This is a genomic window from Klebsiella sp. GW_Kp181 (assembly GCF_040062315.1).
Taxonomy (GTDB): domain Bacteria; phylum Pseudomonadota; class Gammaproteobacteria; order Enterobacterales; family Enterobacteriaceae; genus Klebsiella; species Klebsiella oxytoca.
The window spans coordinates 39,112-61,056 of sequence record NZ_JBEAFR010000046.1 but is presented as its reverse complement, the minus strand read 5'-3'; the positions used below and the strand labels follow the sequence as shown (position 1 = coordinate 61,056).

The window sequence follows — 21,945 nt, the reverse complement described above, 5'->3', positions numbered from 1 at the left end:
AACTGAACAATAATTTGGTTGACCCGTTTTCCCTCTCCGGGCCGAGAGTGATGCCAACCCGCCGGCCAAATGCTATAGTCAACCACCGGGCTACTGCATATCACAACTTAACACCATGAAATCACAAACTTCTCAGCACAGACCTTATCAGGAAGTCGGCGCGTTAATTCGCGATCTCATCGTCAAGACGCCCTATAACCCTGGCGATCGCCTGCCGCCTGAGCGCGAGATCGCCGAGATGCTGGATGTAACCCGTACCGTGGTCCGCGAAGCGCTGATCATGCTGGAAATTAAAGGGCTGGTCGAAGTGCGCCGCGGCGCCGGGATCTATGTGCTGGATAACGTCGCGGCGGAAGGTGCGGCGGAGAGCGCGGACATGAAGCATTGTAATGATGCCGGTCCATTTGAGCTGCTGCAGGCCCGCCAACTGCTGGAAAGCAATATCGCCGAATTTGCCGCCCTGCAGGCAACCCGGGAAGATATCATCAAAATGCGCCAGGCCTTACAGCTGGAAGAGCGCGAGCTGGCCAGCAGCGCGCCGGGCGGTTCCGAAAGCGGCGATATGCAGTTTCATCTGGCCATCGCCGAAGCGACGCACAACAGTATGCTGGTAGAACTGTTCCGCCAGTCATGGCAGTGGCGGGAAAATAATCCCATGTGGATCCAGCTGCACCGCCATCTCGGCGACACTCACTACCGCGAGGAGTGGCTGGTGGATCATAAACGGATCCTTGCCGCCTTAATCAAAAAAGACGCCCGGGCGGCAAAACTCGCCATGTGGCAGCATCTGGAAAATGTTAAACGCCGTCTGCTGGAGTTCTCCAACGTCGATGATATTTACTTCGACGGCTACCTGTTTGACTCCTGGCCGTTGGATAACGCCGACGCCTGACTCTCCCGCGCGCGGATAGCAGCTATCCGCGCGCCGTTCTGCAGTAACCGCAGCATTCAATGCAAACACTGATAATCATTCTCATCTTTATTGTCGCCCTGCCCGCACAATGGTAAGGTTACCTCATCCGATGAAGCCTCATCTCCAGTGCAGAAAACCGCATGAACAATACTCCTGGGCAGAACGAGCCGGCCCGCCAGGCGCTGAGAAGAACCTTCTCCGTCAGCGAGTTTATGGCGTTTGGTGAACGCTATGGTATCGACTATCGCTTTCCGCTGCTGCAAACGCCGGAGCCCTCGCACGCCAGCCCGGTGCTGCAAGGTGAAGTGGAAGAGATGACGCTGCCCTGCGGGATGTGCATCACCCACTCAGATGTTCACGTATTGCAGCCCTATGAAACCACCTCCCGCCATAGCAGCCCTCTCTATATGCTGGTGGTGCTGGAAGGCAGCGTTTCCCTGACTCTCAACGGCGAGCAGCACCTTGTGCGTTCCGGGATGGCGTTCACCTCACGCCTTAGCGAACATCAGGCCATGTGCGCCCGTCACGATGCCAACAGCAGGCTCCGCACGCTCTCCCTTGGACTCTACCCGGACGGCGCCTGGCGCGACGGACTGCTTGCTTCATTAATGCGCGAATGGGAAAGATGCCAGACGCCAACGCTCATCTGGCAGATACCGGGTTTTCTGCTGAGCGGCCTGCAATATGCCCAGCAGAGCGCGCCGGGCCGCGTTTCCCGGCAACTGATGCTGGAGGGGCTGATCCTGCAGCTGTTCGGCCATGGTCTGAGCGTGTGCCAGGATGAAAGCGCGAAGCAGATCCTCCCGGCGGGCGGCGAGCAGCTGCGCCTGGAGAGAGTTCGCCGCCTGCTGGAGCAGGCGCCGGAAAACGACTACACCCTGAACGAGCTGGCCCAGCGGGCCGCGATGAGCTCCAGCAGCTTGCGCAGTAAGTTTCGCCAGGCCTACGGCTGTTCGGTTTTTGATTACCTGCGCGATTGCCGACTGGCGCGGGCCAGAGGCTATCTGCTGGAGGGGTACAGCGTGCAGCAGGCGGCCTGGATGTCGGGCTATCAGCACGCCACCAATTTCTCTACCGCCTTTCGTCGACGCTACGGTATCTCCCCCTGCGACGTGCAAAAGACGGGCTAATCTATTTTTCACCTTTTCGCGAAGTCTGTTTCGCCGCTTTGGCAGCGCGCATACGCATCCTGGCATTGCGCATAGCTATAGAACGCCTCAAAAAGGTAATAATTCTTATTAACAATTAGAAATGCCTTTGGAGATGTTCATGTTTGCGAAAACTCGCCTGGCGCTACTGGTAGGATGGGTGACCGGCGGCGTCGCTTTCCCGCTGCTGGCCCAGGAAACAACAAAAAACGAAACCATCGTCGTCACTTCGCAGATGCAAAGCGGCGCGACCAAAATTGCCACGCCGGATATTGAGACCCCGCAATCGGTATCCATCATCACGCGCGAGCAGTTTGAAGAGCAGGGAGCGATCAGCGTCCGTCAGGCCGTGAGCTACACCCCCGGTGTTTATAGCAACCAGATTGGCGCTTCCAACCGCTTTGACTATATCGTCCTGCGCGGCTTCTCCGATGGCAGCCTGGATAACGTCTATCTTGACGGCCTGAAAATGATGGGCGATACCAACTCCCATAGCTCACTGGTGGTCGATCCGTGGTTCCTGGAGAATATCGAAGTGGTGCGCGGCCCGGCCTCGGTGCTGTATGGTCGCTCTTCGCCCGGCGGCATCGTCGCCCTCACCTCGCGTAAGCCCTCTTTCGATCCCGGAGGGGAAATCAAGCTGTTTGCCGGTAATAACAACCAGCGCGGGGCAGCGTTTGACGTCACCGGCGCGCTGGACGATAACGATCGGGTGGCGGCGCGATTAAGCGGCATGACCCGCTATGCGGACTCCCAGTTTGATACCTTGAAAGAGCAGCGCTACGCGATTATGCCCAGCCTGACCTGGCGCATCACCGACCAGACGCGCCTTGATTTAATGGCCTATCTGCATCGCGATCCGGAGGGCGGCAGCCACTCGGGTCTCCCCTATGAAGGTACCGTGGTACCGCACTACGGCAAGAAAATTGCTAACACCTTCTTCGAAGGTGAAGATGATTACGACAAGTACGACCGCCGTGAAAATATGGTCGGCTACAATTTCGAGCATATGTTTGATAACGGCTGGTCGGTGCGGCAGAAGCTGCGCTACCTGCATACCAAAGTCGAGCTGAATCAGGTCTATGCCGCGGGCTGGCTGAACGAAACCGAACTGAACCGCGGTTACTCCGGCTCGGACGAAAAGATGAACGCCATCACTCTCGATAACCAGCTCGACGGCAGCGTCGATACCTGGGCCGTGAACCATCGCCTGCTGATAGGCATTGACTATCAGGATCGCAGCAACACCACCACCGGCTACTATGGCGCATTCCCGGCCATCGACGCGTTTAATCCGGTCTACGGCGCGAAGCCGGATTACATCACCATGTACAGCCGTGAAAAACACAAGCTGTGCCAGACCGGCTACTATCTTCAGGACCAGATGTCCTGGGACCGCTGGCGCTTCACCCTGGGCGGGCGCTACGACCAGGTCAGCGTGTCGAATATCGATAAGCTGAATCAAACGCGCAGCGATCTGGATAAGAACAATTTCAGCACCCGCGCCGCCCTGCTGTATCTGTTCGACAACGGGTTTGCCCCGTACATCAGCTACTCTACCGCCTTTACGCCCACCAGCTTCGCCGACGAAAACGGCAACGTGCTCGATCCGATGAAAGGCAAGCAGTGGGAAGCCGGGCTGAAGTATGAGCCAGAAGGAATGAACAGCCAGTTCAGCGCCTCGGTATTCCGCATCAATCAGACCAATATCGCCACCAAAGAAGAGCCGACCGATCCGTACCGCTCGATTGGCGAAATTGAGTCGAAAGGGGTGGAGCTGGAGGCCATCAGTCAGCTAACCGACAGCCTCCGTCTGCAGGCGGCCTATACCTACACCGACATCCGCTATAAGAAAAGCAGCCCGGAAGAGCAAGGCAAGCGTGCCGTTTACGCCCCGCGCAATCAGGCCAGCGCCTGGCTGAGCTATGATGTGAAAAGCGGCCCGCTGGATGGTCTGACGCTGGGTTCCGGCGTGCGCTACGTCAACGGTATTACCAGCGACCGCTTGAATACGCATACCCTTCCATCCTATACGCTGGTGGATATGACGATTGGCTATGACCTGTCGCAGGTCGGGATTAAAGGCCTTAGCGCGCAGCTGAACGTCAATAATCTGACCGATAAGAGCTACGTTGCCGCCTGTAACTCGCTCTCATACTGCTACTTTGGCGCAGAGCGCAGTATCGTCGGCAGCGTCTCCTGGAAGTTCTGATCGTGCTAAAAAGCCCGGAGTTTTTGCTCCGGGCTGCAGGTTAATCTTCCGCTTTATGAGCCCACGCGGGCATGGCCGTTAAATAGCGCATCGCTCGCTTGCGCGATTCCGCAGGCCCAACTTTCTGCCAGGAATCGAGGAACTCAGCCAGGCCGGAAACGGCATCCTCCCAGGACTTAAGCTTCCCCTCGCTATCGCAGCACCAGGCGCAGTAATCGTCGCTTGCGCTTTTCGCCTCCTCGGCGGACATCGGCATTCCGCAGGCCTGACAAAACCGTTCTTGCTGTGACATAGGGCGCTCCTTTCTCGCAAATTGAGCATAAAAAATACAGCATTGTTTGCACAATAACGTTCTGCCAGTTCAAATATCCGTAAATTATTGAGGGTTATTGTTGTATCACCCAGCACTGCTCCCGGTTCTCTGAACGCGTTCGTCTACACTAAACAGGGACAGGTGTTTGACGCAGCTGATTCAGGCGCATCCACGGTTTAAAACAAATCAAGACAGGACGCAATCATGCAACTTAACGACCCTACCCTTTTTCGCCAGCAGGCATTTATTGACGGACGCTGGCGCGACGCCAGCAGCGGAGAAACCCTCGGGGTTACTAACCCCGCCAACGGTCAGCAGCTGGGCAGCGTGCCCAAAATGGGCGCCGAGGAAACTCGCGAGGCGATCGATGCCGCCGCTCGCGCGCTGCCCGCGTGGCGCGCCCTTACCGCCAGGGAGCGCGCCACTATCCTGCGCCGCTGGTTTGATTTGATGATGGAGCATCAGGACGATTTAGCGCGCCTGATGACGCTGGAGCAGGGGAAACCGCTGGCCGAAGCAAAAGGCGAGATCGGCTACGCCGCCTCCTTTATCGAGTGGTTTGCCGAAGAGGGTAAACGCATTTACGGCGACACCATTCCCGGTCATCAGGCCGACAAACGGCTGCTGGTGATTAAACAACCGATTGGCGTAACCGCCGCTATCACTCCGTGGAATTTCCCCTCGGCAATGATCACCCGTAAGGCGGGCCCGGCTCTGGCCGCAGGCTGCACGATGGTGCTCAAGCCCGCCAGCCAGACGCCGTTCTCCGCGCTGGCGCTGGCGGAGCTCGCTAATCGCGCCGGGATCCCCGAAGGCGTATTTAACGTGGTGACCGGTTCGGCCAGCGAAGTGGGTAACGAGCTCACCGGTAACCCGCTGGTGCGCAAACTCTCCTTTACCGGCTCGACGGAAATAGGTCGCCAGCTGATGGAACAGTGCGCGAAAGATATCAAGAAGGTCTCGCTGGAGTTGGGCGGCAACGCGCCGTTTATCGTTTTTGATGACGCCGATCTGGATAAAGCTGTCGAAGGCGCGTTGGCCTCCAAGTTCCGCAACGCCGGACAGACCTGCGTCTGCGCCAACCGCCTGTACATTCAGGATGGCGTCTACGATCGCTTCGCCGAAAAGCTTCAGCAGGCGGTCAGTAAGCTGCAAATCGGCGATGGCCTGCAGCCGAACGTCACCATCGGGCCGCTGATTGACGAGAAAGCGATCGCCAAAGTGCAGGAACATATTGCCGATGCGCTGGACAAAGGCGCGCGGGTGGCTACCGGCGGGAAATCCCATGAGCTGGGCGGAAACTTCTTTCAGCCCACAATTCTGGTGGACGTCCCCAGCGATGCGAAAGTAGCGAAAGAAGAGACCTTTGGGCCCCTCGCCCCGCTCTTCCGCTTTAAAGATGAGGCAGATGTTATCGCTCAGGCCAACGATACCGAGTTCGGCCTGGCGGCTTATTTCTACGCCCGCGATCTGGGCCGCGTCTTTCGCGTTGGCGAAGCGCTGGAATACGGCATTATCGGTATTAATACCGGCCTTATCTCCACCGAGGTGGCTCCCTTCGGCGGCGTGAAATCCTCCGGCCTCGGTCGCGAAGGTTCGAAGTATGGCATAGAGGATTACTTAGAAATCAAATACATGTGTATTGGGATTTAATCAACCCTCGCGCCAGCTTCTGCTGGCGCAGCTTATTTAGCGGTCATTTCCCTCGGTAATAGCTGGAAATACGTTTCGCGGCTGGGTTCATGAGGACATCCCGATATCCTGCCCGTCTCAGCGCCATTCATTATGCTTAATAACAATGCGAAAAAGGGCGTTGGCTATAAGAAAAAGTTATCAATCATCCATTCCGGGCAGGTTCGACATAGGATTAATCGTAGGCTACAATAATCAACGCCGGTCTGAAGCTTAATTTCTTAATAGATTCATAGAGATAAATTTTGCTTTTCAGCGGGATATGACATCATTTTATTGACTATAAAACGAGCAAAAAGATGACGGATAGCACAATTAAAATTTATAACGCCCGCTACAGTAAGCTAATGAAGCTACTGGATTTTTTTGCCGTTAACCTGTTCATTTTTGCTTATTTAAAATACTTTCTCGTCGAACCATCTACGGCCTCTCTGTTCCTCGGAATAATATATTCCCTGATTTTTATCCGGGCCAACGAGCACTTTCAGTTATATTCAGGCCAGTTTAAAGGTCAGTATTTTAAAAAATTAACGAAGCTTTTTTTTAGCGTCTGTATTAGCGGACTGCTGACGTTTTTATTGTTTGTGATTGCTGAACTATTAATGAACAATCATGCCAGTACGAACTCGCTGCTGCTGGCTGAAGTGATTGCACTATGCTCGCTGGCCATATTCATTAGTATGTTTCTTATTCGTATTATCTCCAGCCGCTATTTTTTCAAATCCAGACTCAAGGTGGCTATTTTAGGTATTACGCCAGCCGGGTTGGCCATTGAGCAGGCGCTGTTTAAGGAGTATACCCATAACGGTATTGAAATTACCTTCTTTGAGGACCGCGCCGTACAGCGCGACAGCCGCCTGCTCAGCATTGAGAAAAAAGGCAACTCGCGCGACCTGCTGGCGCTGGCAAAAGCAGGCGAGATAGATGAAGTCTATATCGCCCTGCCGATGGTCGCCCAGCAGCGCATCCGCCAGTTCTTAAACGAATTTTCCGATACCACCGTAGATGTGTTTCTGGTACCGGACCTGTTTTCCTATAGCTCACATATTTCGCAGCTGCGGATGTTTGGCAATATCCAGACCATCAGCATTTTTACGTCGCCGTTTGAAGGTGAAGGCGCGGTGCTCAAGCGTATCGAAGATATTGTTCTCGGCACCTTGTTCACCCTCGTCAGCCTGCCGGTGATGCTCGCGGTGGCCATCGGCATCAAGCTGACGTCGCCAGGCCCGGTGCTGTTTAAACAAAGCCGTTATGGTCTGAACGGTAAGCAGATCGCGGTATGGAAGTTCAGAACCATGCGCGTGATGGAAAACAGCGCGGTCGTCACCCAGGCCACGCGTAACGATCCGCGTATTACCCGCTTCGGCGCCTTTCTACGCAAAACATCGCTTGATGAATTGCCGCAGTTTTTTAACGTGCTGCAGGGAACCATGTCGATAGTGGGTCCCCGCCCGCACGCGGTCGCGCACAATGAGCAATATCGCGTGCTGGTGGAAAACTACATGATTCGCCATAAAGTGAAGCCCGGCATTACCGGGCTGGCGCAAATTCACGGCTTTCGCGGCGAAACTGACACGATTGATAAAATGGAAAAACGCATTCAGTACGATCTGGAATATATTCAGTCGTGGTCGCTGCTGCTGGATATCAAAATCGTATTTTTAACGTTTTTCCGCGGATTTGTGGGCAAAAATGCGTTCTGAACTCACTTTCCTCGCGGGTCTGCTGGCGATACCTTGCGCATGGGCGGACCTGCAGGCAAAACCACATACCGGCGTGGCTGGCATCGATTTCGAGAGCCAGGTGGGTTATGACGTCGGTTACAATGACAACGTGACCTGGCAACGCTACGGCGGCAACGAAATCGCTTCCTCCTGGCAGGGTATTAAGCCGATTTTTAAAGCGATCGGCGAGCGCTATGAAGACCGCTATTTACTGATGTACTCGGGCGATTACCGCCGCTACGCCAGCGATAGCGCTGATAACCGTGATAACCATTTTTTTATGTTTAACGGTAAGTGGCGCTTCGGCAGTATGCATGGCCTGTCGTTGGATCTTGATGAAACGTTCGGCCATGAAGAGCGCGGCCGCGATACCACCGAGGGGTTTCTGCCCGAGCAGTTCAAAGAGTTTGGCATTAATAAACCCATCGCCACGCGCTTCTTTAACAGTGAACTACGCTATAGCTACGGGGCGCCGGAAGGGCGCGGCAAAGCAGAAGTTGCGCTGATGCATAAACAGCTGCGCTTTCGCAATCTTGACAGCATTGAGGACGCCAGCGCCGACTTTCATTACTACATGCACGATCAGGAGTGGCATGAAAACAGCCTGGTCGCCGAGCTTTTTGATCAAAAAGCCAAAACGCTGCGCTACCGCTACAGTTTTATTACCAACCAGCGTCGCTATGAGCTCAACCCGTTAAAAGACAGTAATGAATACTATCTGCTGATGGGTATGAAAAACCGCCTTTCCGGCAAGACCGAGATCAACGGCAACGTCGCATGGCTGTATAAAGATTTTATCCATAACCCCGACTCACAGGGGTTCAACGGCCTGAACTGGGATATTAATGCCGACTGGAAACCGCTTGAACAGATAAAACTCAACTTACACAGTTCACAACGGATAAAAGATCCCACCGACTCCGGCGGCTATATTCTGGTATCCAATTTTGGCCTGGGCTACGAGCACCACTGGCTGGTCGACAGATTCTCCACCCTGGTTGATTACTCTTATATTACAGAGGATTACAAGCACCAGACCAACGGACGTAAAGATCGATCAAACCTCGTATCGCTGACCTTCAACTACGACTATCGACCATCCGTTAATTTTCAGCTGAAGCTGCAATGGAACACGATGCATTCGAATAAAGAAAAAGATGCCTTTTATATTGGGCCAGACTATGACCATGAGGTCGAGCGCACGCTGGGCTACAACGACTCGGCCATTATTTTTATGACGCAGGTACAAATATGATCCTTAGCTATGGAAAACGGGCGGCGATTTCTCTTCTGGCGCTATGGCTGGCGGCCTGTTCGGCGCCGCCGCAGACGATCCGAACGCCGCCGGATGCCGTTTATCATCTGGACCAGGGGGATGAGATCAATATCGCGGTTTCCGGCGAGCAGGATCTCACTATGCGCGTAAAAATCGATAATAGCGGCAGCGTTGATTATCCTTATATAGGCTCCCTGATGCTGAAAGGAAAAACGCCCGAACAGGTCGGCAATGAAATTGCCGATAAGCTGCGCGGAAGCTATCTGCAGGCGCCAATGGTCACCGTGAGCATTGCCGAATACCGTAAAATTTATCTGTTAGGCGAAGTCAAAAAACCGGACGGCTACGCCTGGGAGCCCGGCTTAACGGCGGAAAAAGCCATTGCGCTGGCCGGAGGGTTCACCGACCGCGCCGATCGCCATGACATCCGCATTCGCCAGTTTCGCAGCGGTAAACTGCTGGAAAACGTCGCCGCCGACTCCGCCGTACAGGCCGGAGATACCATCATCATTGGCATGAGTTTCTTCTGATATGGCTATTTCATTAGTTGAAAATGGAAAGAAGAAAGAAGGCTTTATCGACTTCACGCCTTATTTCAACAAAATCAAGCACAAGCTGATTTGGTGCCTGGTGGTGGTCGTGGTGGCTGCGGCGGCGTCGTGGATCCTGACGCGCTTTATGTCATCCAGCTATACCGCAACCGCAACGGTGCTGTTTAAAGCGCAGTCGCAGGATGTAACCCCCCTGCCGCGGCTGGAAAACTACGATTCCACCCGCAGCGATTACTATGAAACCAAATACGCGCTGATGGGCTCCCGCGTGGTACTGGAAGCCGCAGTGAAAGCGCTAAAGCTGGATCAGGACCCGGAATTTAACGGCGGGGATAAGCTTGATGAGGCCGCGCGCGTCAATAATGCCGTGCGCTCCCTGCAAAAAAACCTGACCATCTCCGGCGTGCGCACCACGCAGCTGGTATCCGTTTCGATGGAGGCGAAATCGCCGCAAAAAGCCGCCGATATTGCCAACGGCGTGGCGCAGGCCTTTATCGATTACAGCCTGGCGCAGAAGCAGAAAATCTTACTTCAGGCTCAGGGCTGGAACGAAAAAATGATGGACGATCTGCGCAATAAACTCGATCGCCAGAAAGCCGATATCGATGATTTTCTCAAACAGAACGGTCTGCTGACTTTTCGCAGCATGGATGGCTACGAAACCGAGCGCCTGGGGATCGTGATTAACCATCTGGCTGACGCGACCCAGCGCCGTTTGAAAGCGCAAACGGTATGGGACAAAGTGCGCCGCCAGCAGGGAAAAGCGCCGGAAGCGATCATCTCACTGCCGGAAATTTCCGGTCATCCGCAGATTCAGGATCTGCGGATCGCGCTGATCCAGACGCGACGTAACTTATCGGAAGCGGCAAAACACTATGGTCCTAAGCATCCGAAATACCTCCAGGCTCAGGCCCAGCTGCAGGTCGTTAACGGACAAATAGGCCAGGTGCTGGGTGAACTGCTCAATGGGTTACGTCAGCAGTATCAGATTGCGCTGGACGATGAGCAGCACTATCAGCAGATGCTCAACGATCAGAAAGCCGACTTCCAGGCGCTGGGCGCTAAGCGCGATAAATACAACACCATGATGACCGCGCTGAACAAAACCGAAGAGCTGTATAAATCGCTGTATCAGCGGGCGAACGAGCAGAAGCTCTCCGAGAGCTTTTCGGTTCCTGATGAAGTGATCTACGATGCCGCCGTGCCGCCAAATCAACCGTCTAAACCGCAGCGCGGTCTGCTTATCGTGATGGCGACCCTGATGGCGCTGGCGCTGTACATTATGTACCTGATTGTCAGCACCGCGCTGGATAAAACGGTCAACAGCATCAGCGAACTTAAAGCTAAAACGGGCCTTGATGCCAGCGGTGAATTCCCGCAATTGCCTCAGGCGAACAGCGCGAAGCTAACGTTCCAGAACCTGCTGTATGCCGACATGATCCACAGCCTGCGCCTGGCGCTGCTCGGTCAGAATAATCATGGCGGGATGATACTGGTGACCTCGGCGCAGGCCGATGCCGGCAGCAGCCTGATTGCCGAAATGCTGGCGTGGTCCGCCGCTAAGTCAGGTAAAACGCTGCTCATTGATGTGGACTACCTGGCAAGCGATGGGCTCTCCGCGCGCTATCCGCAGCATAAAACGGGCTTTAGCGAGCGTCTTGCTGACCGCAGCGCCGCGCCTCAGGCGGTGGTCCCCCTGGCCGACACGCTTGATTTTATGCCCCGAGGCGAGCTGAGCGACTCCGCGCTGCTGCTGTTCACCTCTGAGCGGCTCCCGGCGCTGCTGACGACGCTGCGGCAGACCTACGATTATCTGATTATTAATGCGCCTTCGCTCGGGCTGGCGCAGGACGCCCTGCTGCTGGCGCCGCACGTCGATATTACCCTGCTGGCGATCAACGCTGGCGAGCAGGCGTCGCGCATTCGCGACGCGCAGAATCGTCTGCAAACCGCCGCGCCTACGCCAGTCGCCACCATGCTTAACCGGGTTCAAGAAGAGAATCTGGAGACTCAGGAAGGCAAACGCCTGCCCGAGCGCGGCATGGGCGAACTGATTTCACCGAAGTAGCGATTATGAATTTAATTAAGAGTATTTCTTCAATCGCCAGCTCCTCGGTTCTTTCGCAGGCGATCGGCGCATTTTCCGTGTGGCTGATTTCCCATCGCTACGGCATGGCGGAAGTCGGACACTATGCGATGATCTACAGCAACGTGCTGATTGGCGCTCAGGTTTGCACCTTTGCGTCGCAGCTGCTGATCCCGCGCCAGGAGGAGCATGAGCTGGGGCAGAACGTAGTGTTTTGCCTGCTACAAAGCCTGATTCTGGCGCTGCCCTGGGCGGTCATCACCGGGCTGATTTTCCATCTCAATATTGCGTTTCTCTATCTGCTCACCTTCGGCTATGCGCTGGTTTTGATTGCCGAGAACCTCTCGCTGCGCGGCGGCAACTATCAGTTTCTGACCTTTCAGCGCATCGCCGTGTCGCTGGTCGTAGCGATAGCCCTGCTGGCGATGCCGAATACCACGCTGTTCTATATCGCCTGGATGGCCGGTATTTTGCTGCTGCTCAGCCTCTGTCTGCTGCGCTTGTTCCGCTTCAGGACCCTGACGCCAGCGCATTTTTCTCCGCGCGCGAACGCTCTTTTTGCGCGTCAGCACTGGCAGCATCTCAGTCGCGTCGGCAGCGCGGAAGTGCTGGCGATGGCCAGCAATAACCTGCCGACGATGTTGATAAATGTCTGGTTTTCACCGCTGGTCGCGGGCTATTTCTCGGTGGTAAGCCGCTTCTGTTTATCTCCGGTGATGATTGTCGGTAACGCGGTGCGCAACTCCATCTTTTCAAAATGGTCGATGGATTTTCGCAACAGCACCTTTAACTATCCGGAGTACAAAAAGATTCGCCTGCTGCTGATGGCCGCGGCGCTGATCTGTATCCTTGGGATCTGGATTTTCTATCCGCTGGTTATGCGCCTCGGCTTTAGCCAGGAGTGGCTCAATTCCATTCCGACCTCACGCTATATGTTGCCCTATCTGTTCGCCGCGCTGGCCGTCAGTCCGCTGACCGTTATTGAGCTTATCTTTGGTTCTAAACGCTATTTTTTACGTATTCAGATAGAGCAGTTGCTAATCATCGCCGTCGCTTTTGTCGTTCTGCCTAAGTTGGGCCAGAGCTATGAGATAGCCCTGCTGACGTTCTCTCTTCTGACCAGCATTCGCTATCTGTTCATCCTGCTGAAAATGAACAAACGGGCGCTACAGCTCTCCCGGCAGGAGCAGAAAATATGCAGCTAAATACCGGCCGCTATCTGGAGGCATTCGCGCTGACGACCATCGTCTTCTGCGGCACGATTCAGTATTTCACCGGCGTGGCAGCCGTACTGTGGCTTCCTTTTTTCATGGTGCTGGTGATGGTGGTTCTGCTGATGATGCAAAGCCGGGCGCAGCCGCTGGCGCTTAGCGCGCGCGAGAAGGTGGTGCTGGCGCTGTACCTGACTTTTATCATCCTCAGCCTCTGCGCCACGGTTTTACAATCCGGCATCGTCACCGCTATCGTCGGCTTTAAAAACGAACTGGCTCTGTCGCTGGTGATGTTTTGCATGCTGCTCGGCATGTTTCGCGAGTCGCAGCTGCATCGCCTGACACAGCTTTTTTACTGGCTATTCTACGTCCAGTTCCCGCTGGCTATCTATCAGGTGCTGGTAGTGGTGCCAAAACGCGTGGCGCTACGCGGTGAGGATGAAAAGTGGGATTCGGTGGTCGGCACGTTTGGCGGCGACCCGATGGGCGGCGGCAATACCGCAGCAATGGGGATGTTCTGCCTGCTGATTATGCTGCTGAAGGTGTCCGAATTTAAGCACGGTATCTGCTCGTTCAAGTCGATGGCGGCGCATATCGTGCTGGCCTTTTTCCTCTGCGTGGTCGGCGAGGTAAAATTCGTGATTCTGCTGTCGCCGTTCTTACTGGCGCTGCTGTGGATCATGCCCGCTTACGTTAGCGGTATCAGTAAAGTCACCCTGCGCTCATTGATGATTATCGCCGCCGGCATGGTGGTATTAATTTTTGCCGCTATCACTATTCTGGCGTCCAACTACTCGTCGGCCTTCGGCGGAGATCCGACAAAAAGCGCGCTCTCGGTATTTATCGATTCCCTCGGCTATATCTTTGATACCAACTACATTATGGAAAGCGGCGAGCTCGGCCGATTTACCACTATTTTCTTCTGGCTCCAGCATAACGAACTTTTTGGCCCCGGCGGAATGCTGTTTGGTTACGGTCTGAACGCCACCAACAGCGGCAGTACCGTCTCCCCCGGCTATATTGGCGCCTGGTATCACCTTATTCTCGATTCCACCGCGCTGAGCATGCTGCTGTGGGAAGTCGGTATTATCGGCGTGATCTTATTTATCGCCATGATTGCTTCTATTCTCGTCGGTATGCGGCCGAAAGAGACCTTTTCCCGCTACGATCTTAAACGTGAAGATTTACAGCTGCTCAGCTCCGCGCCTGCATTTTACGTCTTTGCCATTGGCTGTTTGCTCAGTCTTCCCTACAGCCAGATCCTGATGATCATTCCCATGCTACAGTTTTTATTATGGCTGGCCCTCGGGGCGCTTATTGTCATTCATCGTTCTGTCCGTCTGAATTCCGGTACCCAATATGAATAAAACGCCATCAATTACCGTCAGCATTAAAACCCTCAACGAAGCGCAGGGTATTGAAAAAACGATCGACAGCGTCCGCAAGCAATTGCAGCCTTATCCGCATCAAATTATCGTCGCCGATAGCCTGTCCACCGACAATACCCGGGAGCTGGCCGTCGCCAAAGACGCGATGGTGGTCTGCCTCGATAACGCGAAAGATCGCTGCTGCGGCGTGGGTCATCAGCTGGGCTGGTTGTTCAGCGAAGGGGATTACCTGCTGCTGCTGGATGGCGATATGGAGCTGGAGCCGGGTTTTCTCGACACCGCTGTGGCTTTTCTCGAAACGCATCCCGAGTATGCCGGCGTGGCGGGCAGCGTCGAGATGGATGACGCCGCTAACTATGAGTTTAAATCGCGCAAGCAGCGTCTGCATCTTATCTATCCGCAGGGCGATACCGATCATCTTGGCGGCGGCGGGCTCTATCGCCGTTCAGCAATCGAGAAAATAGGCTATCTGACTAATCTGAACCTTCACGGTTATGAAGAAGCTGAACTGGGGATCCGTTTGCAGGCCGCGGGCTATAAGCTCCATCGTCTTGCCGCACCCTATTTTAGCCATGCATCCTATACCATGCCGACCTTCAAAATGCTGGCCTATCGCTGGAAGAACGGCTTTTTATGGGCGCCGGGTGAACTATTACGCAACTGCTGGGGAAAAAAGCATTTCCCCGCCGCGCTTAAGATTGTTCGCAACGAACTGATATTCACGCTGTATATCCTGATATTGATTATTTGCCTGCTGACGTTCAATCCCGGAGTGATTATCATCGCCCTGCTTCCGCTGCTGGCGTTTATCGCGCTGAAGGCGATTAAAAATAAATCGCTGCGCGACGGCGTCCAGAGCGTGATCAATTTATCGTTATTTTCCGCAGGCATGGTGCGAGGCGTCATTAACCCCGTTCGCGATCCGCTGAAACAGCCCGCCGTGACCGTCTCTAACCCAAAACATATCCAGACAGAACATGAAAATATTATTCGTTAATAAATTCTTCTTTATTAAGGGCGGAGCGGAAACCGTTTTTTTTCAGGAACGAGACGCCATGCTGCAAGCCGGCTATCAGGTTGTCGACTTCAGCATGCAGCATGCGGAAAATAAGCCTTCGCCCTGGGAGAATTTCTTCGTACATAACGTGGATTATCATCAAAGCCATGGCCTGACGGGTAAGCTCAAAGCGGGTATCGATTTTATCTACAACGCCGAGGCCTGCAATAAACTCAATACGCTGCTGCTGGAACAGCGCCCGGATATTGTGCACTTTCACAATATCTATCATCAGCTGACGCCCGCATTGATTGGCGTCGCTAAACGCTTTGGCTGCAAAACGGTACTGACGGCGCACGATTATAAAATCGTTTGTCCATCTTACACCATGCTGCGCGATGGCCACGTCTGCGATGACTGTCTTACCGGTTCGGTGAGCAATGCCTTTCGCCATCGCTGCCAGCAGGGAGACACCTTTAAAAGCCTGCTGCTCTCGCTTGAGGCCTACTGGCAAAAGTTCGCGCAAAATTACGCCATGCTCGATTGCATTATCGCTCCCAGCGAATTTATGCGTCAGACGCTGCTGCGTAAATTACCCAGGTCGCGGATCGATGTGATCGTCAACGGTATTGATGCCAGCACCACGGTCCCGGGCGATACTGCGGGGGATTATTTCCTCTATATCGGCCGCTTGAGCCGTGAGAAAGGCGTGGCTACCCTGGCGCTGGCGCAGCAAAAAATGCAGCAGTCCATGCCGCTGAAAATCGTCGGCGATGGCCCTCTCGGCAGCGACCTGCGCGCCCGCTTTAGCGGTCCGGAATTTCTCGGCTATATGCGCCATGGAGAAGCGCTCAACGCGCTGATTCGCGGCGCGCGAGCGGTGATCGTCCCTTCCGAATATTATGAAAACTGCTCGATGTCGGTGCTGGAGGCGATGGCGTTCGGCCGCCCCGTCGTCGGCGGCAATATCGGCGGTATTCCGGAGCAGATTCGCGATGGCATTGATGGCTATCTGGTGGAACCTGGAGATGCCGACGCGCTGGCGCGCATCATGGATAGCCTGGCCGCCAATCCTCAGCAGGCGCGTGAAATGGGCATTAACGCACGCCAGCGGTTAGAGGATAAATACGATCTCGCCCGGCATATGCAGGTTCTGCAGGAACTCTATCAGCAGCTTGTGGGGGAAGCGAAATGAAGCTTAAAGTGACGGTGCTCGGCACCCGCGGTATACCGAACGTCCAGGGCGGCGTGGAGACCCATTGCCAGAATTTGTATCCCGAAATCTATCAACAGAATCATGCTGATATCTGCGTCATTGCCCGCTCGCCGTACGTCGACTACCGCCGTAGCGAATATAAAGGCGTACAGCTGAAAAGCCTGTGGGCGCCCAAAAGCCGCAAGTTCGAAGCCATTATTCACTCTACGCTGGCCGCCTTCAGTACCCTGTTCGACGGTTCAAATGTCGTGCACGTTCACGCGGTCGGGCCTGGCCTGGTGGTCCCGCTGCTGCGCCTGCTCGGCAAACGCGTCGTTTTTACCCACCACGGCCCGGACTATGACCGGCAGAAGTGGGGGAAAATGGCGAAGGAGATGCTGCGCCTCGGTGAAAAATGGGCGGTGAAATATGCCAACGAGGTCATTGTTATCTCGGAAGTGATTAATACGTTGATTCAGACCAAACATGGTCGTTATAACGCGAACGTGATCTATAACGGCGTGCGCCAGTCGCAGCTTCCCGCCGAAGAGGCCCGGCAGGCCACGTTGGATCAGTACTCTCTCAAAGCCGGGCAATACGTTGTCGCCGTCGCCCGCTTTGTTGAAGAAAAAGGGCTGCACGATCTGATTGCCGCCCACAAAGCCGCCAACTGCTCGCAGCCGCTGGTGCTGATTGGCGATGCCGATCATCCGGATGAGTATAGCGAGCGGCTGAAGAAACAGGCGGCCGCTACCCCGGGGGTGATCATGACCGGTTTTATTAGCGGCGATCCGTTGCATACCCTGTTCTCACAGGCCGGGCTTTTTGTTCTACCGTCTTACCATGAAGGGCTGCCTATTGCCCTGCTGGAGGCCATGTCCTGGTCACTGCCGGTTATCGTCAGCGATATCCCCGCTAACCTGGAGATTGGCCTGCCTGCCGGGGACTATTTCCCGGCAGGTGATGTCGCCGCGCTGGCGCAAAAGTTGCAGTCCTGGAGCGGCGAGGAGACCGTGGATTACAGCCAGTTAATGCCCAAATACCGCTGGCCGGACATTGCAGCGAAAACGGCTCAGGTCTATCAGCGATTAACGAATAAGAGTCAACCGTGACAAAATCAACATCCGACCTGGTCATCGAGCGCTTTTATTCCGCGCTTGACCCGGAAACAGAAGCCTCATTAACGCCGGAGCAGAAACGCGGTATCGAACAGGCGCTGGTGAGATCGAGCCTGGCGTCGCGCCATCGTATCGACTTTCGCCATAGCTTTCCGTTTCTGCATCGTCGCTATTTTGTAGTCTTTTTATGCGGTCGCGATCTGCGCAAAATTCCGCGAGAAAGCACGCTGCTCGGGCGTATATTTTCCACCCTGGCGATTACGTTTGCCGTACTGTTTGCCATTCTTGCCGTGCTGCTGGCGCTCTATATGCTTAAATCTGCGCTGGGTATCGATGTGTTTAAGAACTTCCACGTGGGTATCTGGACGTGGTTTGTAAACCTCCACGATAAAGTGAATTAACGATGAGCTCTTTTTCACTGCGCCGCGCCGCGCTGCTTTTGGCGCTACTGCTGGCCGGAGCCATACCCTCTGCAGCGGTACTGGCTGAACGTACGGTTGTCACCCCGCCGGCCTTCACCGGTCTGTTAACGAATCCTGGGATCGGCGTGGCCAGTTTCCACGATGGTTATGGTCAGAAGCCCTCTCTGAAAGAGTATCCGGACACCGGATTTGAATACGATCGCTTTTACTGGAGCGATCTGGAGCCTGAAGAAGGCGTCTATAATTTTGCGCCGATCGATCATGCCTTCAGCGTCGCCGCCCAACATCAGCCGGCAATGAACGTCGGATTACGTTTCATGGCGCTCGATGAGCCACAATCAGGCTCGAAAATCCCCGCCTGGCTTATCGCCAAAGGCATTCAGGGACAATGGGTCGAAAATGGCAAAACCTTTGTCCCGGATCTCAGCGATCCGACTTTTATCGCCTATGCGCAAAAGCTGCTTAACGCCCTCGGCGCGCGTTATGACGGCAATCCTGAACTGGCGTTTGTCGATATCGGCATGGTGGGTTCATGGGGCGAATGGCATAACTCCAATTTCCCTGACGTCGCGCCGTTGATGGAAAAGTACACTCCGCAACAGCTCAATCGCTACGTTGATATGCACTTCAGCAGTTTCCCGAAAACGCCCAAAATTATGTTAGTCAGCGGCGGCGACTCGCTGGCCTGGGCCAGCCAAAAAGGCGCCGGATGGCGCGCGGACTGCTGGGGAGACTGGCATAACTTTTCCCCGGAGTGGAGCCATATGCGCGATGACTATCCTCAACGCCTGGCCGCAGCGCAGACGGCGTGGGCCGGTTTTAACACTGGCTGGCAGCACGCTCCCGTTAGTCTTGAAATTTGCGGTTATATGGCGGAGTGGGAAAGCGTTCAGCACTATACCCGCGAGGAGGTTCAGGCCAGCTTTGACTGGGCATTAGCGCAGCACGCCAGTACCCTGAATCTGAAATCGCGTCCGGTACCGGCCGCCTATCGCGATATCGTTGATAACGCATTATTGCGTATCGGCTATCGCTACCGGGTGAGCCGGCTGGAATTTGATACGCCCGTGCGTAGCGGCACTCCGCTTACGCTGAATGTTACCTGGCGTAACGACGGCGTCGCTCCAGCCTATCTCCCGTGGCTTGTACAGTGGCGAATAGTTAATGATGCGGGCGCGACGATGACGCAAGTCCGTACGTCGGACGATGTTCGCCAGTGGCTGCCCGGCGACCATCAAAGCAACGTCACGCTGCCGCTGCCTGCGGGCCTGCCTGACGGCCAGTACCGCCTGGAAGCGGCGCTGACCAACCATCAAAATCTACCGCGTATACAACTTGCTAACGAAGGTCAAACCGGTGACGGATGGTATTCACTGGCTTCGTTTAACCTTAAGGAATAACCATGTTTGAGGCTATCAGGCTGGTCGGCCGGGAAATCAAATCCTGCGGCGGCATTAAAGCGAAAATCGCGCTTCTGCTCTATCGTCTGGCAACGCTCTATCGCAGTCGTAACCCGCTGTGGAAGATCTGCGCAATTCCGTTCGTTATTCTCAATATCGTGATTAACGAGTGTTTATTTTGCATTGAGCTGCCGTGGCGAGCGCGCATTGGATATGGGCTGAAGCTGTTTCATCCGCACTGCATCGTTATTAATCGGGGAACGATCATCGGCCAAAATTGTACTCTGCGCCAGGGGGTCACTATTGGCAGCGTAACCGATAGCCAGGGTCAGGAAGGCAACAGCCCGCGAATCGGCGATAACGTAGAATTTGGCGCCCACGCCGTGGTGATCGGCGCGGTCACGCTGGGCGATAACGTCAAAGTCGGGGCAGGCACGGTAGTGACCAAAGATCTGGCCGCAGGCATGATTGCCGTCGGTCAACCCTATCGGGTATTAAACGGCAATTAGTGTGGGTTTGCCTGGGGACAAAACCCACGCTGGTAGAAACGCGGGTTTTATTGCTAGCCGGATGGCAACAGAAGGTTGACTCTTAGGCTCTCAGCTTAACCGGCTCGCTAAAATCATCAGCAGGTTCCAGCTTAAGGTTAAACGTTGCCAATAGCGCTTCGGCTCGTTGGTGAAAATCGCGCAGCGTCTTTTCGAGCTTTTCGGTGACTTCAGGATCGTCAATCGCGACCGGACGCCAGTCGCCTTCTTTATCGAATAATCCAAACTGGTAGCTATAGGTGAAGCGCGATGCCTGCGCTTCCATCTCCATCCACCATCCCCAGAACTCGCGTTTTTCAGGCGCCGGTTTTACGTTGACGCAAACTGCCAGGCAATCGAAAAAGAAGCGGTTGTCTTCACATTGCTCCTCACGGATGTAAGGGCCTAGCGCCGTGAATTTCTTAATCAGCTTACTCTTTAGGTGTCCACTCGGTAACGTCATTGCAATCTCCTTTGGTGATGCCATGACGTTACCAAATCGATAGAATTTAGCAATATATTAACTAAATCTATGGCTAATCCAGCGGGCGATCTGCCGCAGGGCGTGATCGAAATTGCGATAAACCGGATTGAACGGGATCTCCAGCAGCTTGCCGTCGGATGAGGATGAAGTGATCAATCGCGACTCCTCTTCGGGGCTGAACGGATCGTCTTTCCAGAAGCCCGAAAGCATCGGCGTAGGGCAGCGGCGCCCCAGCAGTCCCTGAACCTTCAGGGAGTAGCGGTTAAGCTCCACGCGCAGCGCTTCGTCGGAAGCATCGTGCATTCCCAGACGCGAAGCCAGAACGTCAAGATACATTTCCGGCACCCGTCCCTGATGCAGCGGATCCACCAGCAGGCCGTGCACCACCGGGCCCAGGCAGGCAACCGCCTTCAGGCGCTGGGATTCCAGATAGCCCAGCCGTACGGCAATGTTGGCGCCAAAACGGAAACCAAAGGCGGCCACGCGGGTATGATCGACCCATGGCACATTGGCCAGATGCTGCAGCACATACTGGTGCAGCATACTGGTATCCTGGGTCAGCTTGCATTTTGACGAGAAACCAATTGAAGGCATATCCACGGTCAGCATAGCGATGCCCAATGGCGCAAAATAGTTCTCATACAGGTTGTAATAATCGGTCTGGAGCGCGTCAAGGCCGCCGCACATCAGCACCGTCGGGAACGGCCCCTCGCCTGGCGGCATATGCAGGAACCCGGTGATCGGCGCCGCGCCAGGGATGGAAAACTCCAGCTCGCGCAGCTTGCCGGGCAGCCGCTGAGCCGCCTCTTCGTAAGCCCGGTATGCCAGCACCTGCGCCTGTTCCGCCAGCTCATCGCCTTTAATGTGCGGATAGGCGGCAATGCTGTACAGGTTTGCCGCATGCAGCCAGTGGCGGCCGCTGATGAGCAGATCCTCTTCCTGGCCGGCCTTTTGCTGCCAGTCCATCGCCTGTTTCGCCCATTCAAAGATCCAGTTGCCGCCGCGATAGCCGACAACCGTATCGTAAAGCTCCGGATCGGTTCGCTCCGCATCGCTCATGACGATGCGCGCCTGCACGTCGAGGATTTCCTGCGGCGTCACGCCACGCCAGATCCACATCAGGCGATTAATCAATCGATACCAGTGATCAACGTTATTGCCGCTGAGCGCGGACTGGATCGGTTGCTGCGCTCCGGTATTGAACCGGCGCACCAGCGTAGAGGTTTCCGGATGTTTGAATCGGGGTTTAAACAGCGTTTCGCTAAGGTTAGCCTGGGACATGTGCAGC

General features: G+C 54.9%; 19 protein-coding genes. 16 read left to right on the top strand and 3 right to left on the bottom strand.

Going from position 1 to position 21,945, the window contains the following annotated elements; translation table 11 throughout:
- The first annotated feature begins 115 nt into the window (after nucleotides 1-115).
- From uxuR to foxA, 3 genes are all read left to right on the top strand, one after another.
- Nucleotides 116-892 (top strand): Uxu operon transcriptional regulator, encoded by a 777-nt coding sequence (gene uxuR, locus ABLV11_RS09300; protein WP_017146569.1) that lies wholly within the window; start codon nucleotides 116-118, stop codon nucleotides 890-892.
- 161 nt (nucleotides 893-1,053) lie between these two features.
- On the top strand, nucleotides 1,054-2,043 hold the full coding sequence (locus ABLV11_RS09295) for a helix-turn-helix transcriptional regulator (RefSeq protein WP_004110814.1): 990 nt from the start codon (nucleotides 1,054-1,056) through the stop codon (nucleotides 2,041-2,043).
- A 121-nt stretch (nucleotides 2,044-2,164) separates the two neighbouring features.
- Entirely contained in the window at nucleotides 2,165-4,273 is a 2,109-nt protein-coding gene (gene foxA, locus ABLV11_RS09290; protein WP_348855289.1) for a ferrioxamine B receptor FoxA, read from the top strand.
- A gap of 40 nt (nucleotides 4,274-4,313) precedes the next feature.
- Here foxA and ABLV11_RS09285 read toward each other — a convergent pair whose 3' ends face one another.
- Nucleotides 4,314-4,565: a zinc ribbon domain-containing protein gene (locus ABLV11_RS09285; RefSeq protein WP_004099220.1), complete on the bottom strand. Its 252-nt coding sequence runs from the start codon at nucleotides 4,563-4,565 to the stop codon at nucleotides 4,314-4,316.
- 225 nt (nucleotides 4,566-4,790) lie between these two features.
- Here ABLV11_RS09285 and gabD point away from each other — a divergent pair, with 225 nt between their 5' ends.
- The 13 genes from gabD to ABLV11_RS09220 all read left to right on the top strand — a co-directional run bounded on the left by gabD (nucleotide 4,791) and on the right by ABLV11_RS09220 (nucleotide 20,155).
- Nucleotides 4,791-6,239 (top strand): NADP-dependent succinate-semialdehyde dehydrogenase, encoded by a 1,449-nt coding sequence (gabD, locus tag ABLV11_RS09280; protein ID WP_004099219.1) that lies wholly within the window; start codon nucleotides 4,791-4,793, stop codon nucleotides 6,237-6,239.
- A gap of 338 nt (nucleotides 6,240-6,577) precedes the next feature.
- Nucleotides 6,578-7,981: an undecaprenyl-phosphate glucose phosphotransferase gene (locus tag ABLV11_RS09275; protein WP_126488537.1), complete on the top strand. Its 1,404-nt coding sequence runs from the start codon at nucleotides 6,578-6,580 to the stop codon at nucleotides 7,979-7,981.
- The gene (locus ABLV11_RS09270) at nucleotides 7,971-9,257 is read left to right on the top strand and encodes an outer membrane beta-barrel protein (RefSeq protein ID WP_004099216.1); all 1,287 of its coding nucleotides are present in this window, start codon (nucleotides 7,971-7,973) and stop codon (nucleotides 9,255-9,257) included. Before ABLV11_RS09275 ends, ABLV11_RS09270 begins: the two co-directional genes overlap by 11 nt.
- Complete coding sequence (locus tag ABLV11_RS09265) at nucleotides 9,254-9,808, top strand: polysaccharide biosynthesis/export family protein (RefSeq protein ID WP_023320370.1); 555 nt, start codon at nucleotides 9,254-9,256, stop codon at nucleotides 9,806-9,808. The genes ABLV11_RS09270 and ABLV11_RS09265 overlap by 4 nt, the downstream gene beginning before the upstream one ends.
- Nucleotide 9,809: 1 nt before the next feature.
- Entirely contained in the window at nucleotides 9,810-11,897 is a 2,088-nt protein-coding gene (locus tag ABLV11_RS09260; RefSeq protein WP_126488535.1) for a polysaccharide biosynthesis tyrosine autokinase, read from the top strand.
- Between the two features lie 5 nt (nucleotides 11,898-11,902).
- A complete protein-coding gene (locus tag ABLV11_RS09255) occupies nucleotides 11,903-13,120 on the top strand; it encodes a capsular biosynthesis protein (RefSeq protein ID WP_049094098.1) in 1,218 nt (405 codons plus the stop codon).
- Nucleotides 13,111-14,493, top strand: coding sequence for a capsular biosynthesis protein (locus ABLV11_RS09250; RefSeq protein ID WP_126488533.1), 1,383 nt, complete (start codon nucleotides 13,111-13,113; stop codon nucleotides 14,491-14,493). Before ABLV11_RS09255 ends, ABLV11_RS09250 begins: the two co-directional genes overlap by 10 nt.
- Nucleotides 14,486-15,511, top strand: coding sequence for a glycosyltransferase (locus ABLV11_RS09245; protein ID WP_004099199.1), 1,026 nt, complete (start codon nucleotides 14,486-14,488; stop codon nucleotides 15,509-15,511). The genes ABLV11_RS09250 and ABLV11_RS09245 overlap by 8 nt, the downstream gene beginning before the upstream one ends.
- On the top strand, nucleotides 15,492-16,706 hold the full coding sequence (locus tag ABLV11_RS09240; protein ID WP_016809607.1) for a glycosyltransferase family 4 protein: 1,215 nt from the start codon (nucleotides 15,492-15,494) through the stop codon (nucleotides 16,704-16,706). Before ABLV11_RS09245 ends, ABLV11_RS09240 begins: the two co-directional genes overlap by 20 nt.
- Complete coding sequence (locus ABLV11_RS09235) at nucleotides 16,703-17,818, top strand: glycosyltransferase family 4 protein (protein WP_023320367.1); 1,116 nt, start codon at nucleotides 16,703-16,705, stop codon at nucleotides 17,816-17,818. The genes ABLV11_RS09240 and ABLV11_RS09235 overlap by 4 nt, the downstream gene beginning before the upstream one ends.
- Nucleotides 17,815-18,225: a hypothetical protein gene (locus ABLV11_RS09230; protein ID WP_004110797.1), complete on the top strand. Its 411-nt coding sequence runs from the start codon at nucleotides 17,815-17,817 to the stop codon at nucleotides 18,223-18,225. Before ABLV11_RS09235 ends, ABLV11_RS09230 begins: the two co-directional genes overlap by 4 nt.
- Nucleotides 18,226-18,227: 2 nt before the next feature.
- Nucleotides 18,228-19,646 carry a DUF4832 domain-containing protein gene (locus tag ABLV11_RS09225; RefSeq protein WP_126488529.1) on the top strand — a complete coding sequence of 473 codons (1,419 nt, stop codon included), beginning with the start codon at nucleotides 18,228-18,230 and terminating at the stop codon, nucleotides 19,644-19,646.
- 2 nt (nucleotides 19,647-19,648) lie between these two features.
- Nucleotides 19,649-20,155: a serine acetyltransferase gene (locus tag ABLV11_RS09220; RefSeq protein WP_004099190.1), complete on the top strand. Its 507-nt coding sequence runs from the start codon at nucleotides 19,649-19,651 to the stop codon at nucleotides 20,153-20,155.
- A gap of 82 nt (nucleotides 20,156-20,237) precedes the next feature.
- Here the strand turns inward: ABLV11_RS09220 and crl are convergent, their stop codons facing one another.
- Both crl and frsA read right to left on the bottom strand, forming a co-directional pair.
- Nucleotides 20,238-20,636, bottom strand: coding sequence for a sigma factor-binding protein Crl (gene crl, locus ABLV11_RS09215; protein ID WP_004099188.1), 399 nt, complete (start codon nucleotides 20,634-20,636; stop codon nucleotides 20,238-20,240).
- A gap of 57 nt (nucleotides 20,637-20,693) precedes the next feature.
- The gene (gene frsA, locus ABLV11_RS09210) at nucleotides 20,694-21,938 is read right to left on the bottom strand and encodes an esterase FrsA (protein ID WP_004099186.1); all 1,245 of its coding nucleotides are present in this window, start codon (nucleotides 21,936-21,938) and stop codon (nucleotides 20,694-20,696) included.
- Nucleotides 21,939-21,945: the final 7 nt, after the last annotated feature.